Here is a 14,473-nt window from a genome sequence, read left to right as displayed (position 1 = left end):
GGAGAGGGGAGCGACCGCGCGGGACACGGCGCTCCCCTCTCCCGACCCGCTTCAGGGGGGAGGGAGGTCCGTGGCGATGGATGAGAAAGTCGGGCGGTCCGCCCGGGAGTGCCCTGCATGCGTACGCGGATCCTGATCGTCGAGGACGAGGAGGCGCTGACCACCCTCCTGCGCTACAACCTCGAAGCCGAGGGCTTCGAGGTCGATTCCGCCGCCCGCGGCGACGAGGCCGAGCTGCGCCTGCAGGAGCAGGTGCCCGACCTGATCCTGCTGGACTGGATGCTGCCGGGGCTCTCCGGAATCGAGCTGTGCCGCCGGGTGCGGGCGCGGCGCGAGACGGTGTCCCTGCCGGTCATCATGCTCACCGCCCGCGGCGAGGAGGGCGACCGCATCCGCGGCCTCGGGACGGGGGCCGACGACTACATCGTCAAGCCGTTCTCCGTGCCGGAACTGCTGGCGCGCGTCCGCGCGCTGCTGCGGCGCGCCAAGCCCAGCCACGTCGCGAACCTGCTGGAAGCCGGCGACATCGAGCTCGACCGCGACAGCCATCGCCTGCGCCGGGCCGGCGGCGAGATCCACCTCGGGCCGACCGAGTTCAAGCTGCTCGAGTTCCTGATGCAGAGCCCCGGCCGGGTTTATTCCCGCGAGCAGCTCCTCGACGGCGTATGGGGCCACGACGTCTACATCGACGAGCGCACCGTCGACGTGCATGTCGGCCGCCTGCGCAAGGCCCTGAACCGCGCCGGCGAGACCGACCCGATCCGCACCGTCCGCGGCTCGGGGTACGCCTTCGACGAGACGTTCTCGGGCGAGGATTGAGTTCGGCTTTCGGTGGACGGCTCAAGCGATCGCAACGATCCGCGACCTGCCGTGGGTCCCTTCTCCCATGGGGAGAAGGACAGGATGAGGGGCGTGAGTCATCCGGGTCGGTCACGCCCCTCACCCCAACCCTTTCCCCATGGGAGAGGGAGCCGTCGCGCACACTGAAGTGATTTCAGTCCTACGAAAATTATATTTTTACCAAGCTTCAGGGGACCTTCGTCCCCCCGCCGTCGAGCCCCGCGCTGCGGCCCGTCGCCTTCACGGCGTCCAGCGCGCTCAGCATCGTCCCCTCGGTGAGGATCTGCGGCAGAACCGTCGGCTCTCCGGCACCCGCGTAGAGCAGGTAGAGCGGCACGCCGCTCCGGCCGTGGCGCTCGAGCAGGCGGGTGATCTCCGGGTTCTGGTTGGTCCAGTCGCCCCTGAGATACGTGACGTCGCGCGCGCGCATCGCCGCGCCGACCGCCGCCGTCCCGAGCGAGGTGCGCTCGTTGACCTGGCAGGTGATGCACCACGCCGCCGTCATGTCGACGAAGACCGGCCGGCCGCTCGCCAGCAGCGCGTCGAGGCGGGCCTGCGTGAACGGCTCGATCCCCTCGGCCCGGGCCTGAGCCCCCGGTGCGACGCGGTCGTGATCGAGGGTGAGGGCGAGCCCCGCCACGCCGGCGACGGCGAGCACCGCGAGGCCGCGGGCGAGCTGCGCCCGGACCGGCCGCGCGTCGCGGCCGAGCTCCCACGCCCAGGCGGCGAAGCCCATCAGCACCAGCCCGATCAGCGCCGCGAGCAGGCCCTGCGGCCCGACCTGCTGCGCCAGCACCCAGACCAGCCATGCGACCGTGGCGTAGATCGGGAAGGCGAGGGCCTGCTTCAGCACGTCCATCCAGGCACCGGGCCGGGGCAGGGCGCGCAGCGCCGGCGGCCACAGGGTGAGCGCCAGGAAGGGCAGGGCGAGGCCGAGGCCGAGGCTCGCGAACACGACGAGGCCGGCAGCGGTCGACTGCGTCAGCGCGAAGCCCACGGCCGAGCCCATGAACGGGGCGGTGCACGGCGTGGCCACGACCGTCGCGAGCACGCCGGTGAAGAATGAGCCTTGGAGCCCGGCCCGCCGGGTCAGCCCGTCGCCGAGCCCGGCCAGCCGCCCGCCGAGGTGAAGCATGCCCGACAGGCTCAGGCCCATGGCGAAGAGCAGGTAGGCCAAAGCCGCCACCACGGTCGGCGATTGCAGCTGGAAGCCCCAGCCGATCCCGGCGCCGCCGGCCTTCAGGGCGATCAGCAGCGCGGCCAGCGCCAGGAAGGCCGCCAGCACCCCCGCGGTGTAGGCGAGCCCGTGCAGCCGGACCCGCGCCGGCGCTTCGCCGGAATGCCTCACCAGGCTCAGCACCTTGATCGACAGCACCGGGAAGACGCAGGGCATCAGGTTGAGGATCAGGCCGCCGAGCAGCGCGAGGCCGGCCGCGGTCCACAGGGTCAGCGCCTCGGCCGGGTCGGTGCGCGCCGCCGCCGGCGCCACGCTCGGCATCGCGCCGCCGCCGGCGAGCGGCGCCTCGTCGCCGAGCGCGAAGGCCTGCCGAACGAGGCCGCCGCCGGTGTCCTCGTCGATCGCCAGCACGCCGGGCAGCGATTCGGGCGCGGGGTCGGCGGGCGTCGCGCGGGTCAGCGTCAGGTGGAGGCCCGAAGCGTCGACGGTGAAGGGCTGCGGCGCGGCGTTGTCGATCGCCGTCTCGGAATAGGGAAAGAACGCCACCGCGCGGACCGTGTCCGCGGCGAGGCCCGGAGCCTCGAGGTCGAGGGCGAGCCGGTCGCCCTGGCTCGAAAGCCGCACCGGCCACGGCGCGCGCTTGGGCAGGGCGGCGCGGGCGCGGGCGAACAGGTCGACGTTGCCGGGATCGGCCGTGGCCTCGCGCGCGACCGGCAGCGTCAGGGCGAGATCGGCCGAGCCGGGAATGCACTCCGTCTCGCACACGAGATAGGTGAGCTTGCCCGCCAGCGTCACCGGCGCGGCCGGGTCGAGGCTCGGCGGCGGCGTGACCCGCACGAGCAGGATCGCCTCCCCCTCGTAGCCGAAGTTCATCAGCGTCGCGATCGGGATGCGGTGCGGCGCCGGCCACTGGATCGCCGAGGCCGAGAAGCCCGCCGGCAGCGTCCAGGTCACCTCCGGCGGCAGGCCGGAATCGCCGGGATTGCGCCAGTAGACGTGCCAGCCCGGCTTCATCGCCATGCGGATGGCGACGGTGAACGGCGTGGCGCCCGCCACCGCCGCGGGCTCCGCCGCGAGGCTCGCCCGCACGAGGTCGGCCGGCGGCTTGAAGCCCTGGGCCGCGACCGGCCACGCGAGCAGGGACAGGAGGAGGGCGGCTGCGCGGATCATGCGGTCCTTATCGCGCGACCGACGACGACGGTTTCACGCCGCCATCCTCATAGGCCCGAACCGGCGGAGGGTAAAATCGTGGGCTTGCGACAGGTTGGAACGGAGCACGTAACCCAGGTCTTGGATCCGAGACGCGAAACGACCCCTGCGGTCCCGCTCTCACCCTATGATCGACCGGGCAAGCCCCAAGCAGAGCGCGAGCGACCGGTTCCGCGCGTTCATCGTCCGCGCGTCGGCGAAGCCGAAGCCTTTGCGCAGCCAGAGCACGACATCGAAGGCCTGGATCGTGCGTCCCGCTGTGTCGAACGAGCGAAAGCCGCCCGCCCGCAACATCGACTGCTTTATCCAAACGTGGTCGCTCGCGATGCCTTGCTGCCGATGCCTGGTGACGTCGCTGATCGGCGCGCGAGGCGGCAGCCCGATCTTCCCGCTCTCGGCGATGGCCGGCAGGTGCGGGCCGGCGCCATCCGTGCCGATGCGGGCAATGGCTGGGTCGAAGGCATTTTGCGGAAGAACCGTGACACGCCTTTGCTGCCAGGCATCTCGGCGCGGCGGGCCCGCCGTGAGCTGACGCGTGGTGGCTCAGGCCAGGACTGCGATGCCGTGCTTCTCCACGACCGCGAGAAGCTTAAGGGCCATGCCACTTGGCCGCTTGGCGCCGGTCTCCCACTTCTCAACCGTGCTCTTGCTGGTGTTGAGATAGCGCGCGAACAACGGCTGGCTGACATTGTTCGCAAGGCGGATATGCTTGATTTGTGCTGGGTCGATCACATCGGGCACCACGAGATGCCGAGCATCCAGATCACGCATGGAGAGCTTATCGAGCGCTCCCACCTTGTGCAGCATCGATGCCGAGGAGTGGATCGCCTCAGAAATGTCACTTTTGTACTTACGTTTGGCGGTCATCACAGATCTCTACTAAGTCTTTATCGGCGAGAAGCGTATCGATCTGCTTATCGCTCAGAGTGGAATAGGCCTTCGCGAGCAGCTTGAAATCCCGTAGCTCATCGTCGTCGATGTTTCCGCGGTCCTTCTTGGCGAAGAGGTATGCGTACACCCAGTGCCGGCCACCCTTCGCGAGGATGATGCTGCGGTGCATGTTCTTGTTCAGGCGCTTCTTGAAGACCCCGCCGCCAAGGTCGTCCGCCTGCCCACGCATCACCTCGCGAATGGCCTCGCACAGCTCCGAGTCCTTGACGCGCGCTTTTCGGGCCATGCGGGAGAACACGGCCGTCCTGAAAATCCGCCCGGTCCTTCCGCCGGCTTCGATGCCAGCAGCGTCATGGGCCATGCGTTGAGGTAGCACTGGGTGCTATCCCATTCAAGGCGCACCTACCTCCGGCCAAGTGTCGGGACGGCACATGTCGTCCATGAGGAAGCCTGCTCGCGGTGGGCGTTGTTGCAGAGGGTATTACGGGGCGGTCGGAACACGTCGCTATCGTCGGCAGGGGCGGAGCAGCGACAAGTGCCGACACCAGAACGCCATGCGCCTTCCCGATAGAGGTGGCATGCGCCGCTTCCCGAGATGCGTGCGATCCGCTTCAAAGCGCCGCCGTCGCCCGCTCCAGCCAGGCCCGCGTCTCCGGGTCGAGGTCGGCGGACAACACGTCGCGGACGCGGGCGTGGTAGGCGTCGACCCAGGCGCGCGCGTCCGGGCTCAGCATCTCCGGCACGATCAGGCGGCGATCGTAGGGGACGAGCGTCAGGGTCTCGAAGCCGAGCACCGGGCGCTCGCCGCCGGGCACCGTGCGGGGCTCGACGAGGACGAGGTTCTCGATGCGGATGCCGTAGGCGCCCGCCCGGTAATAGCCCGGCTCGTTGGAGAGGATCATGCCCGGCTCGAGCGCCACCGTCCCGGTCTTGGCGATGCGCTGCGGGCCTTCGTGCACCGACAGGAAGGCGCCGACGCCGTGGCCGGTGCCGTGGTCGAAGTCGAGGCCGGCCTCCCAGAGCGGCAGGCGCGCCAGGGTGTCGATCTGCGCGCCGGTGGTGCCCTTGGGGAAGACCGCGCGGCCGATGGCGACGTGGCCGCGCAGCACGCGGGTGTAACGATCGCGCATCTCCGCGCTCGGTGCGCCCACCGCCACCGTGCGGGTGATGTCGGTGGTGCCGTCGGGGTATTGCGCGCCGGAATCGATCAGGAACAGCTCGCCCGGCGCCGCCCTCCGGTCGGTGGCGCGCGTCACCCGGTAATGCACGATCGCCCCGTTCGGCCCGGAGCCGGAGATCGTGGGGAACGAGACGTCGCGCAGATCCCCGCCGGCCGCGCGAAAATCCTCTAGCGCCTCCACCGCGGCGATCTCGCTCGGCGCGTCCTGCCCGTCGAGCCAAGCGAGGAAGCGCACCACGCTCGCCCCGTCGCGCCGGTGCGCGGCTCGGGCGCCGGCGATCTCGGCCTGGTTCTTCACCGCCTTCATCGCGGTGATCGGGTCCGGGCCGACGTCGGCGGTGCCGCCCACCGCCGCGACGCGTTCCTTCAGCGCGACCGCGCCCGTCGCCGCATCGAGGCGCACGCGCTTGCCCGCGAGCTCGCCGAGCGCCGGCTCGAACGCGTCGCGCCCGTCGATGTCGGCGATCGGTCCGAGCGCGTCGCGCGCCTCCGCCGTCACGTCGCCGGAGGCGAGGAAGAGCCGCGGCCGGCCCTCGCGCGGCAGGACGGCGTAGCCGAGCGCGAGCGGCGTGTGGCCGACGTCGGCCCCGCGCAGGTTGAACGCCCAGGCGAGGTTGTGCGGATCGGAGATCACCAGCGCATCGCACTGGCCGGTCTCGAGCTCGGCGCGGATGCGCGCGATCTTCTCGCTCGCGGCCTCTCCGGCGAAATCCAGCGGATGGGCGGCGACGCGTCCGGCCGGAGGCTTCGGTCGCCCGGCCCAGACCGCGTCCACCGGGTTCTCGGAGAGCGCCTTCACCTCCGCGCCGGCCTTGGCGGCCGCGCGTTCCAGGCGGGCGACGCCATCGGGCGTATGCAGCCAGGGATCGTAGCCGAGCACCGCGCCGCGCCGCAGCGTCCGGGCGATCCAGGCCTCGGCGGTGCTCTCGGCGAGCGGCACGATCGCGACCACGCCGGGATCGACCTGTTCCGGCGCCTGCAGGGTGTAGCGTCCGTCGACGAACAGCGCCGCGGCATCCGCCAGGATCACGGCAGTGCCGGCCGAGCCGGTGAACCCGGTCAGCCAGGCGAGACGCTCGGCATTGGCCGGGACGTATTCGGATTGGTGCTCGTCGGCCCGCGGCACGACGAAGCCGTCGACGCCGGCTTCCCGAAGGGCGGCACGAAGGGCGGCGACGCGCTCCGCCGCCTTGCGGTGGCTCGAATCGTCGAAGGTCTGGAAGCGGGTGCGGCTCATCCGGCCAAGGTATCGCCGGCGCGGGTCGGCGGGCAACCGACCTCAGCGGGTATCGATGCGATCTCAGCCGCCATCCATCGGCGGGTCGGGGGCACGATCGCCGGGTGTGCCGTCGTAGCCTTCGAGCCAGGCTCTGCGCGCATCGGACCCGACCGGGTAGGGGCATGCATCCTTCGGGCGGCCGTGGCTGCGGGCGCGGGCGCCTTCGGTGATCGGATCGGCGGGCGGTTTCGCGGGCGTGTCGGTCATGCCGGGAAAATGCGGGCGCCCGCGTTCGGTTCAGCGATGCGGGAAACCGCCGCGCGCGCCACGGGCGAGCGGCCGCGGCGCCGCCCCGCCGCGGCGGAGCACCAGGGCGACCCAGCCCTCGATCGTGCCCTTCGAAGCGAGATGGAAGCCGCGGTGGCGGTAGGCCGAGAGCACGCCGGCGACGTCGCGCTCGATCAGGCCCGAGAGCACCAGCACGCCGCCCTCGGCCACCACGGCCGACAGCGTCGGCGCGAGCCGCCGCAGCGGGCGCGCGAGGATGTTGGCGAACACCACGTCGAAGTGGCGCGGCCGCGCGGCCAGGGCGTTGCGCACGCCGGGCGCCTCGTAGAGCTTGAGGTACGGCCCGAGGCCGTTGGCATGGGCGTTGGCGCGGGCGGTCCTGACCGCCTCGCCGTCGAGGTCGCCGGCGATCACCGGCCGGCGCAGAGCCTTGGCGGCGGCGAAGGCGAGGATGCCGGTGCCGGTGCCGACGTCGAGCACCCGGCCGGGGCGCCCGCGCTTCAGCACGTCGACCAGCGCCTTGAGGCAGCCGAGCGTGGTGCCGTGATGGCCGGTGCCGAAGGCGAGCGCCGCCTCGATCTCGATGGCGAGCTCGTTCGGCCGCACGGTGGCGCGGTCGTGCGAGCCGTGGATGCGGAAGCGGCCGGCCCGCACGGGCACGAGGCCTTCGAGCGAGGCGCGGACCCAGTCCTTCTGGTCGATGGTGCGGAACTCCGCCGCGTCCGCGTGCGCGCCGACCACGGGGCGGATCAGGTCGCGGATGAAACCCTCGTCCGGCGCGTCGGCGAAGTAGGCTTCCAGCCGCCACGTCACCCCGTCCTCCGCCTCGAAGGCGGCGACCGCCGTCTCGGTCGGGTCGAACATCTCGCCGAGCAGGTCGGTCATCGTGCGCGCCGACCGCTCGTCGGTCATCAGCTGCAGGACGTGGGTCGGGCGGTTCGGGTGCAGGCCTTCGAGCATGGCCGGCCTTACCACCCTCGGCCGCGTTCCGCGACGTGTGGCGCAGTCCGCGGCGGAAATGTTGTGGCCCGTCCGGTCCCGCGATGGCCAAGGTCGGCAACCGCGGCAAAATCGCCTGGCAATGCGGCAGATTGTTTACCCGTTCATCATATGGACCCCCGGAACCGGGGTTACCGTGCAGCGTTTTCGGTCACTTCTCCGCGTCGTCCGAGTCGTTCGACCATCGAGGGTGCGTCCGCGTGACCAATTCGAGACCATCCGTTCGTCGGCCGGTCGTCCTCAACGGCGTCTCGCGCCGCCGCCGCCAACCGGTCCGCGCCCGCGACACGTTGCTCGGGGCCGAAGCCCTCGACACGCCCCTGCCGGGCCAGCTCCTCGTGCTGCTGAGCCGGCTGCACCGCGCCGAGGACGCGAAGCCCCGCGGAGACGAGTTCGACGCCTGAGCGGCTTGCGCGCGGCATCGTCCGCGTCCAAGCCTGCAGCGTGAGGGGACGCGACGATCCGCGGCGCCCGGACGGGACGCGCCATCCTTGCTCGACCTGACGCCCGACGAGTGGACAGCGGTGGCGCTGAGCCTGAAGGTGGCCGCCGTCGCGACGCTTGCGAGCCTCGGGCCCGGCCTGCTGGTGGCCTGGCTGCTCGCCAAGCGCACGTTTCCGGGTCGCGCCGTCCTCGACGGCCTCGTGCACCTGCCGCTGATCCTGCCGCCGGTCGTGACCGGCTACCTGCTGCTCCTGACCCTCGGGCGACGCGGCCTCGTCGGCGCGTGGCTCGCCGAGGCGGGCATCGTGTTCGCCTTCCGCTGGACCGGGGCGGCGCTCGCCTGCGCGGTGATGGGCTTCCCGCTGATGGTGCGGGCGATGCGCCTGTCGATCGAGGCGGTGGACGCCCGGCTCGAGCAGGCGGCCGCGACGCTGGGCGCCCGGCCGATCGCGGTGTTCCTCACGGTGACGCTGCCGTTGAGCCTGCCCGGCATCCTCGCCGGCGCGGTGCTCGCCTTCGCCAAGGCGATGGGCGAGTTCGGCGCGACCATCACCTTCGTCTCGAACATTCCCGGCGAGACACAGACGCTGCCCTCGGCGATCTACACCTTGACGCAGGTGCCGGGCGGCGAGGCTGGCGCCTTGCGCCTGACGCTGATCTCGGTCGCCCTGTCGATGACCGCGCTGCTGCTCTCGGAGGTGCTGGCCCGCCGCATCGGCCGGAAGCTGGGAGCGGGGTGATGGAATCTTCGTCGCATGCCAGGGGCACCCTCCCCCGCGGAGGGGGGAGGGGAAAGCCCCACAACCGCGCCTCACGCATAGGCGTACGGCCCGCCGCGCTCCAGCGCCCGCTTGTAGGCCGGGCGGGCATGGATGCGGGCGAGCCAGCCGGTCAGCTCGGCGCCGGCTCCGGTGCCGCGTGCGGCGAAGGCTTCGAGGGGGAAGCTCATCTGGATGTCGGCGGCGGTGAAGTCCGCGCCGCAGAACCACGGCCGGGCGGACAGCTCCTCCTCCCAATAGGCGGCGTGGCGGCGCAGCTCCGGGTCGACGAACTTGGCCGTCACCGCCTTGGCGATCCCCCTCGCGAGGGGGCGCACCAGGGCGGGGCTGCCCGGCGCCAGCCGGGAGAACACCAGCTTCAGCAGCAGCGGCGGCATCGCCGAGCCTTCGGCGTAATGGAGCCAATAGGTGTAGCGGCGATGCGCTTCCGTGCCCGGCGCAGGCACCAGCGCGCCGCCGCAGCGGGCGGTGAGGTATTCGACGATGGCACCGGACTCGGCCACCACGATGTCGTCGTCGGTGATCACCGGCGACTTGCCGAGCGGGTGGATCGCCCGCAACGCCGGCGGCGCCAGCATCGTCTCGCGGTCCCGGGCGTAGCGCTTCACCGTGTAGTCCAGGCCGAGCTCCTCGAGCAGCCAGAGCACCCGCTGCGAGCGGCTGTTCTCCAGGTGGTGGACGGTGATCATGCGCGGCCTTCCGTGAGGGTATCGCTGCACAACGCCGGTCCGCGCCGATCGAGCCGCCCGGCATGACGCTCGACGTCGCCGTCGCCCTGCGCCGGGGCGCCTTCACGCTCGACGCCGCCTTCGCCGCCGGGGCCGGGCTCACCGCCCTGTTCGGGCGCTCGGGCTCGGGCAAGACCACGCTGATCGACCTGATCGCCGGGTTGAGCCGGCCCGATCGCGGCCGCATCGTCGTCGCCGGCGAGACGCTGGTCGACACCGACCGGCGCATCGCCCTGCCGGTGCACCGGCGCCGGATCGGGCTGGTGTTCCAGGATGCCCGCCTGTTTCCCCACCTCAGCGTGCGGAGCAACCTCGGCTACGGCCGCTTCTTCGCGGGCCGCCGGGCGGAACGGGCCGAGCACGACGCCGTGGTCGAGATGCTCGGCATCGGCCACCTGCTCGGCAGGCAGCCCGCGGGTCTCTCCGGCGGCGAGCGCCAGCGCGTCGCCATCGGCCGGGCGCTGCTGGCGAGACCCCGCCTGCTGCTGATGGACGAGCCGTTGGCGGCGCTGGACGAGGCGCGCAAGGGCGAGATCCTTCCCTATATCGAGCGCCTGCGCGACGAGGCCGGGATCCCGATCGTCTACGTCAGCCACGCGGTCGGCGAGGTCGCGCGGCTCGCCAACACCGTGGTGGTGCTGGAGGCCGGCCGCGTCGCCGCCGCGGGCCCGGCGGAGGCGATCCTGCGCCGGGCCGACCTCGTCCCGGTCCACGAGGCCGAGGCCGGCGCGCTGCTCGACATGACGGTCGCCGGGCACGACCCGGCGGCCGGCCTGACCCGGCTCGAAGGTGTGGCCGGGCGGCTGCTCGTCCCGCTCCTGCCGCGCGCGATCGGCAGCGTCGTGCGGGTGCGCGTGCCGGCCCGCGACGTGCTGATCGCGACCGCGGTGCCGTCGGGCCTCAGCGCGCGCAACATCCTCTCCGGCCGGGTCGCGGCGCTGATCCCGGCGGGCAACGCGGTGATGGTCGAGGTGGCGTGCGGCGGGGCGGTGCTCGCGGCCCGCCTGACCGGGGCCGCCGTGCGCGACCTCGACCTCGCGGTCGGCCGCCCCGTCCACGCGGTGATCAAGAGCGTCGCCCTCGATCCCGCCGGGATGGGCGGGCGGCGGGCGATCGAGATTTGAGGCATGGTCTGACTCGGCCCGCTGCAGCCGCAGCAGCCGATTGCTGCGCTCGGAAACGGGCGTTCATGGGCCGTGCGCTCCGAGTGTGTTCGGCGCGGTTTGCGCACCCAAAACCACAGTTCTTCTAGGAGTAAAATCAGCATCCGGTAGTTTTTAATCGATTGGATTGACTGTAACACAAGTTTAATTCGATCCGATTAACGTGACATATTGCTTCTTCGCAATGCGTGGAGTCCATTGAGCTGAAGTGATGACCGACATCGACGCGACCGAGCAAGCATTCGGTTCTCACGACCCCGTCTCGTCGGAGACCGCGTTGGCCGGTGCCGTGGGACTCGCGCGGGCCGCCACGTATGCGTTCATCGCCAACGACGGCACCGGTCGGATCACCTTCGTGAACGAGGCGGCCGAGGCGCTCTTCGGATACGGACCCGGCGCGATGCTGGGCCAAAACGTCGATCTCGTCGTTCCCGAACGGTTTCGCGCCAGCCACGCGGCGGGTTTGGCGCGCATCGCCCGCAACGAGTCCTCCCGGATGGCCGGTCGAACGATCGAGGTCACCGCCAGACGTTGCGACGGCAGCGAGTTTCCGGCCGAGTTCACGTTGTCGATCTGGAGAGACCGCTTCGGCCTCGGCTTCGGGGCGATCATGCGCGACATCTCGGAATGGCGCGCCCGCGACGAGCATCTGGTCAGGCTCGCGCATCACGACACGCTCACCGGATTGCCCAACCGCGCTTCCTTCGAAGAGACGCTCGACGCGAGGCTCGCCGCCGGTCAGGCCACGTGCGTCCTCATGCTCGACCTCGATGGATTCAAGGAGGTGAACGACAGCTGGGGGCACGGCACCGGTGATGCCGTCCTCCAAACCCTCGCCATCCGTCTGCCGGCCTGGCTCGATCAGGATGCGATCGTCGCCAGGTTCGGCGGCGATGAGTTCGCGGTGATGCTGCCGGGCGCCACCGATCCCCTGCAGGTCGCAGCCAGAGCCGCCGCGCTTCTCGACGCCTTCGCGGCACCGTTCTGCGTCTTAGGACATACCTTCCACTTGGGCGCCAGCATCGGAGGCGCCATCAGCCCGACGCAGGGCCTGTCGGCAGGCGAGCTCGTCGGCAATGCGGACTTGGCGCTCTTTCGCGCGAAACAGGACGGCAAGCGTCGCTTCCGCTTGTTTCAGCCCGACATGCGGAGCGCGCTGCTTTCGCGACTGACGCTGCAGTCGGAGTTGCGCAGGGCGGTCGCGGCTGGTGAGTTCGTGCTCCACTACCAACCGCAGGTGGCTCTGGATACCAGGCGCATCAACGGTGCGGAGGCCCTCCTGCGATGGCAGCACCCCGAACGCGGTCTGCTGTTTCCGGGCGCCTTCCTGTCCCAGCTCGAGGAGCACCCCCTGGCACTCGAGGTCGGACGCTGGATCCTCGACGAAGCCTGCCGGCAGATGGCGGCTTGGCGCGACGCAGGGCTCCCGATCCGGAAAATGGGCGTCAACCTGTTTACCGCCCAGGTCCGGTCGGGGACGCTGACGTCGGATGTCGCCGACGCTCTCCAGCGGCACCGGCTGAGCCCGGAGATGCTGGAGCTGGAAATCACGGAAACGATCTTCCTGAAGGTCGAAGAGCCTGTCCTCCGCCCGTTTCGCGACCTGCATCGTCGCGGCGTCGGCATTTCCTTCGACGATTTCGGCACCGGCTACGCCTCCTTGAGCTCGCTCAAGCGTTTCCCTCTGACCCGCCTTAAGATCGATCGCGGATTCGTCCGGGACCTGATGACCGATCAGCACGATGCGGCGATCGTGCGCTCCATGATCCAGATCGGGAACGACATCGGATTGGACATCATCGCAGAAGGAATCGAGACGTCGGACCAGGAGGCGCGGCTGCTCGAGATGGGCTGCAAGCAGGGTCAGGGATTCCTGTACGCCAAGGCGCTGCCGGCGGCCCGGTTCGAGGATCTTTTCCAAGGTCTCGGGCGCCTTGAGAAGATCGCGAGCTGATCGACGAGCAGGAAACCTGCAAGCGCGTTCGCGGAGCCCGTTCCGATCCGCGTGTCAGGTGGTCTGCCCGCCGCGGCGAAACGGGGGAGATGTCGGGCCGTTCCACTGTTCGCCCGGAAGCGGCCCGGCCAGGAATGACCGATTCCGGGCAGCTGCAGTCTGTGGCAAACGACGGGTTTCGGCCCTCAGGCCCGCCCCTCGACGAAGGCGCGCATCAGCACGTGCGCGATCGCCATCGCCGGTGGGGCGAAGAGGTTGTCCGGGTGGCGCCGCTCCAGCATTGCCAGCACCTCGGCGCGGTCGAACCAGCGGGCGTCGGCGAGCTCGGTCGGGTCGGTGACGATGGTCTCGTCCAGGGCTTCCGCCGTGCAGCCGATCATCAGCGAGGACGGGAACGGCCAGGGCTGCGAGGTGTGATAGCCGACCGCGCCGACCCGCACCCGCGTCTCCTCGTAGGATTCGCGCGCGACCGCGGCCTCGATCGTCTCGCCGGGCTCGAGGAAGCCGGCGAGGCACGAGTACATCCCCTCCTTGAAGTGCGGGCCGCGCCCGAGCAGGCAGCGTTCGCCGCGGCGGATCAGCATGATCACCACCGGGTCGGTGCGCGGGAAGTGATGGGCGGCGCAGGTCGGGCATTCCCGCCGGAAGCCGCCGGCGCGGACCAGGGTCTGCGTGCCGCAATTGGCGCAGAAGCGGTTGCGCGCGTGCCAGCCGAGCATCGACTTCGCGGTGGCGAGCAGGCCGAGCTCGTCCTGCGGCACGGCGCCCTCGGTGGCGATGGTGCGCAGGTCGAGCGTCCGGAAGCCGTCGCCGGCATAGGCCTCGGCCGCCTCCGGCGCCGCCACCGCCGCGAAGATCGGCCGCCCGTCGAGATGCCCGAGGAAGATCCGCTCCTGGGTGATCAGGGGGTTCGCGCGGACGCCGTCCTCGGCCTCCAGGATCGCGCTCCCGCCCCGAAGCACGAGCGCGTCGCCGGCCAGGAGCACCAGCCGGGTGCCCGGCGCGTCGGGGGGCGGCACCGCGTCCTCCGCCTGCTCCGAGGAATGGCGGACGAGCCGGCTCTGCGTGAAGCCCAGGGTGGCGAAGGGGTCGGTCATCGCCACCTCAGGCTGCTGCGAACAGGGCGCCGGCCCGCTCGGCGAGCTGCGCGCGGGCATGGTGCGGATACGGCTTTCGCGCCTCGAAGCCCCAGACCGGGCCGGGCCAGGCCGGGTCCGACAGGAAGCGCCCGACCACGTGGACGTGGAGCTGCGCCACCACGTTGCCGAGCGTCGCGACGTTGACCTTGTCGGGCTTGGCCAGCGCCAGCATCACCCCGGTGGCGAGGTGGACCTCCCGCCACAGGGCGGCGGCATCCTCGGCGGCGAGATCGGTGAGCTCGCTCAAATTAGCCCGGCGCGGCACCAGGATCAGCCACGGGAAGCGGGAATCGTCCATCAGCAGGACGGAGCAGAGGCCGAGGTCGCCGACCGGCACGGTGTCGGCGGCGAGCCGGGAATCGAGAAGGAAATCGGTCATGCCGGGCGATGTAGCGCGGGCGCGCGTCCCGGCGCCATGCCCGCGCTCACGGGCCGCCGGCCCGAACCGGCCGGCGGCGTCGCG

Annotated in this window: 14 protein-coding genes and 1 pseudogene; 5 read left to right on the top strand and 10 right to left on the bottom strand. The window is 71.1% G+C overall.

The annotated features are described in order from the left end of the window. Positions 1–117 precede the first annotated feature (117 nt). Positions 118–819, top strand: coding sequence for a phosphate regulon transcriptional regulator PhoB (gene phoB / locus FV227_RS17565; RefSeq protein WP_147728560.1), 702 nt, complete (start codon positions 118–120; stop codon positions 817–819). A 208-nt stretch (positions 820–1,027) separates the two neighbouring features. Here the strand turns inward: phoB and FV227_RS17560 are convergent, their stop codons facing one another. The 7 genes and pseudogenes from FV227_RS17560 to FV227_RS17530 all read right to left on the bottom strand — a co-directional run bounded on the left by FV227_RS17560 (position 1,028) and on the right by FV227_RS17530 (position 7,764). Further along, positions 1,028–3,187, bottom strand: a complete 2,160-nt coding sequence (locus FV227_RS17560; protein ID WP_147859555.1) for a protein-disulfide reductase DsbD domain-containing protein — start codon at positions 3,185–3,187, stop codon at positions 1,028–1,030. 159 nt (positions 3,188–3,346) lie between these two features. Then, a pseudogene (locus tag FV227_RS17555) lies at positions 3,347–3,705 on the bottom strand (DDE-type integrase/transposase/recombinase); the annotation flags it as partial. 64 nt (positions 3,706–3,769) lie between these two features. Beyond that, positions 3,770–4,093, bottom strand: a complete 324-nt coding sequence (locus tag FV227_RS17550) for a DNA-binding transcriptional regulator (RefSeq protein ID WP_147729321.1) — start codon at positions 4,091–4,093, stop codon at positions 3,770–3,772. Next, positions 4,077–4,478, bottom strand: a complete 402-nt coding sequence (locus FV227_RS17545; RefSeq protein WP_147729322.1) for a type II toxin-antitoxin system RelE/ParE family toxin — start codon at positions 4,476–4,478, stop codon at positions 4,077–4,079. The genes FV227_RS17550 and FV227_RS17545 overlap by 17 nt, the downstream gene beginning before the upstream one ends. Before the next feature lie 250 nt (positions 4,479–4,728). Then, positions 4,729–6,534 carry an aminopeptidase P family protein gene (locus FV227_RS17540; RefSeq protein ID WP_147859554.1) on the bottom strand — a complete coding sequence of 602 codons (1,806 nt, stop codon included), beginning with the start codon at positions 6,532–6,534 and terminating at the stop codon, positions 4,729–4,731. A 63-nt stretch (positions 6,535–6,597) separates the two neighbouring features. Continuing rightward, entirely contained in the window at positions 6,598–6,783 is a 186-nt protein-coding gene (locus FV227_RS17535; RefSeq protein WP_147729957.1) for an Rmf/CrpP family protein, read from the bottom strand. 30 nt (positions 6,784–6,813) lie between these two features. Then, on the bottom strand, positions 6,814–7,764 hold the full coding sequence (locus FV227_RS17530; protein WP_147859553.1) for a 50S ribosomal protein L11 methyltransferase: 951 nt from the start codon (positions 7,762–7,764) through the stop codon (positions 6,814–6,816). 239 nt (positions 7,765–8,003) lie between these two features. On the opposite strand from FV227_RS17530, the gene FV227_RS17525 reads away from it, so the two are divergent. Together FV227_RS17525 and modB are read left to right on the top strand one after the other, a co-directional pair. Continuing rightward, entirely contained in the window at positions 8,004–8,207 is a 204-nt protein-coding gene (locus FV227_RS17525) for a hypothetical protein (protein WP_147729157.1), read from the top strand. Positions 8,208–8,294: 87 nt separating this feature from the next. After that, positions 8,295–8,987 (top strand): molybdate ABC transporter permease subunit, encoded by a 693-nt coding sequence (gene modB, locus FV227_RS17520; RefSeq protein ID WP_147729156.1) that lies wholly within the window; start codon positions 8,295–8,297, stop codon positions 8,985–8,987. Between the two features lie 71 nt (positions 8,988–9,058). On the opposite strand, the gene FV227_RS17515 is transcribed toward modB, so the two are convergent. Beyond that, on the bottom strand, positions 9,059–9,715 hold the full coding sequence (locus FV227_RS17515; RefSeq protein ID WP_147729155.1) for a glutathione S-transferase: 657 nt from the start codon (positions 9,713–9,715) through the stop codon (positions 9,059–9,061). Positions 9,716–9,777: 62 nt separating this feature from the next. On the opposite strand from FV227_RS17515, the gene modC reads away from it, so the two are divergent. Further along, positions 9,778–10,878, top strand: a complete 1,101-nt coding sequence (gene modC, locus FV227_RS17510) for a molybdenum ABC transporter ATP-binding protein (RefSeq protein WP_147859552.1) — start codon at positions 9,778–9,780, stop codon at positions 10,876–10,878. Between the two features lie 250 nt (positions 10,879–11,128). After that, positions 11,129–12,871: an EAL domain-containing protein gene (locus tag FV227_RS17505; RefSeq protein WP_147859551.1), complete on the top strand. Its 1,743-nt coding sequence runs from the start codon at positions 11,129–11,131 to the stop codon at positions 12,869–12,871. 185 nt (positions 12,872–13,056) lie between these two features. Here FV227_RS17505 and nudC read toward each other — a convergent pair whose 3' ends face one another. Further along, a complete protein-coding gene (gene nudC, locus FV227_RS17500; protein ID WP_147728438.1) occupies positions 13,057–13,968 on the bottom strand; it encodes an NAD(+) diphosphatase in 912 nt (303 codons plus the stop codon). Between the two features lie 7 nt (positions 13,969–13,975). After that, a complete protein-coding gene (locus tag FV227_RS17495; RefSeq protein WP_147728437.1) occupies positions 13,976–14,389 on the bottom strand; it encodes an HIT domain-containing protein in 414 nt (137 codons plus the stop codon). Between the last annotated feature and the right edge of the window lie 84 nt (positions 14,390–14,473).

This window comes from Methylobacterium sp. WL119, from assembly GCF_008039875.1.
Classification (GTDB): domain Bacteria; phylum Pseudomonadota; class Alphaproteobacteria; order Rhizobiales; family Beijerinckiaceae; genus Methylobacterium.
The sequence above is the reverse complement of the archived record's forward strand: the minus strand, read 5'-3'. Positions and strand labels throughout refer to the sequence as shown.

Bases quoted from the DNA above. Each gene is read 5' to 3' on its own strand.
- modC (WP_147859552.1), top strand. From the start codon at position 9,778: ATGACGCTCGACGTCGCCGTCGCCCTGCGCCGGGGCGCCTTCACGCTC.
- FV227_RS17550 (WP_147729321.1), bottom strand. From the start codon at position 4,093: ATGACCGCCAAACGTAAGTACAAAAGTGACATTTCTGAGGCGATCCAC.
- FV227_RS17530 (WP_147859553.1), bottom strand. From the start codon at position 7,764: ATGCTCGAAGGCCTGCACCCGAACCGCCCGACCCACGTCCTGCAGCTG.
- phoB (WP_147728560.1), top strand. From the start codon at position 118: ATGCGTACGCGGATCCTGATCGTCGAGGACGAGGAGGCGCTGACCACC.
- FV227_RS17515 (WP_147729155.1), bottom strand. From the start codon at position 9,715: ATGATCACCGTCCACCACCTGGAGAACAGCCGCTCGCAGCGGGTGCTC.
- FV227_RS17540 (WP_147859554.1), bottom strand. From the start codon at position 6,534: ATGAGCCGCACCCGCTTCCAGACCTTCGACGATTCGAGCCACCGCAAG.
- FV227_RS17535 (WP_147729957.1), bottom strand. From the start codon at position 6,783: ATGACCGACACGCCCGCGAAACCGCCCGCCGATCCGATCACCGAAGGC.
- FV227_RS17495 (WP_147728437.1), bottom strand. From the start codon at position 14,389: ATGACCGATTTCCTTCTCGATTCCCGGCTCGCCGCCGACACCGTGCCG.
- FV227_RS17560 (WP_147859555.1), bottom strand. From the start codon at position 3,187: ATGATCCGCGCAGCCGCCCTCCTCCTGTCCCTGCTCGCGTGGCCGGTC.
- FV227_RS17505 (WP_147859551.1), top strand. From the start codon at position 11,129: ATGACCGACATCGACGCGACCGAGCAAGCATTCGGTTCTCACGACCCC.
- FV227_RS17545 (WP_147729322.1), bottom strand. From the start codon at position 4,478: ATGGCCCATGACGCTGCTGGCATCGAAGCCGGCGGAAGGACCGGGCGG.
- nudC (WP_147728438.1), bottom strand. From the start codon at position 13,968: ATGACCGACCCCTTCGCCACCCTGGGCTTCACGCAGAGCCGGCTCGTC.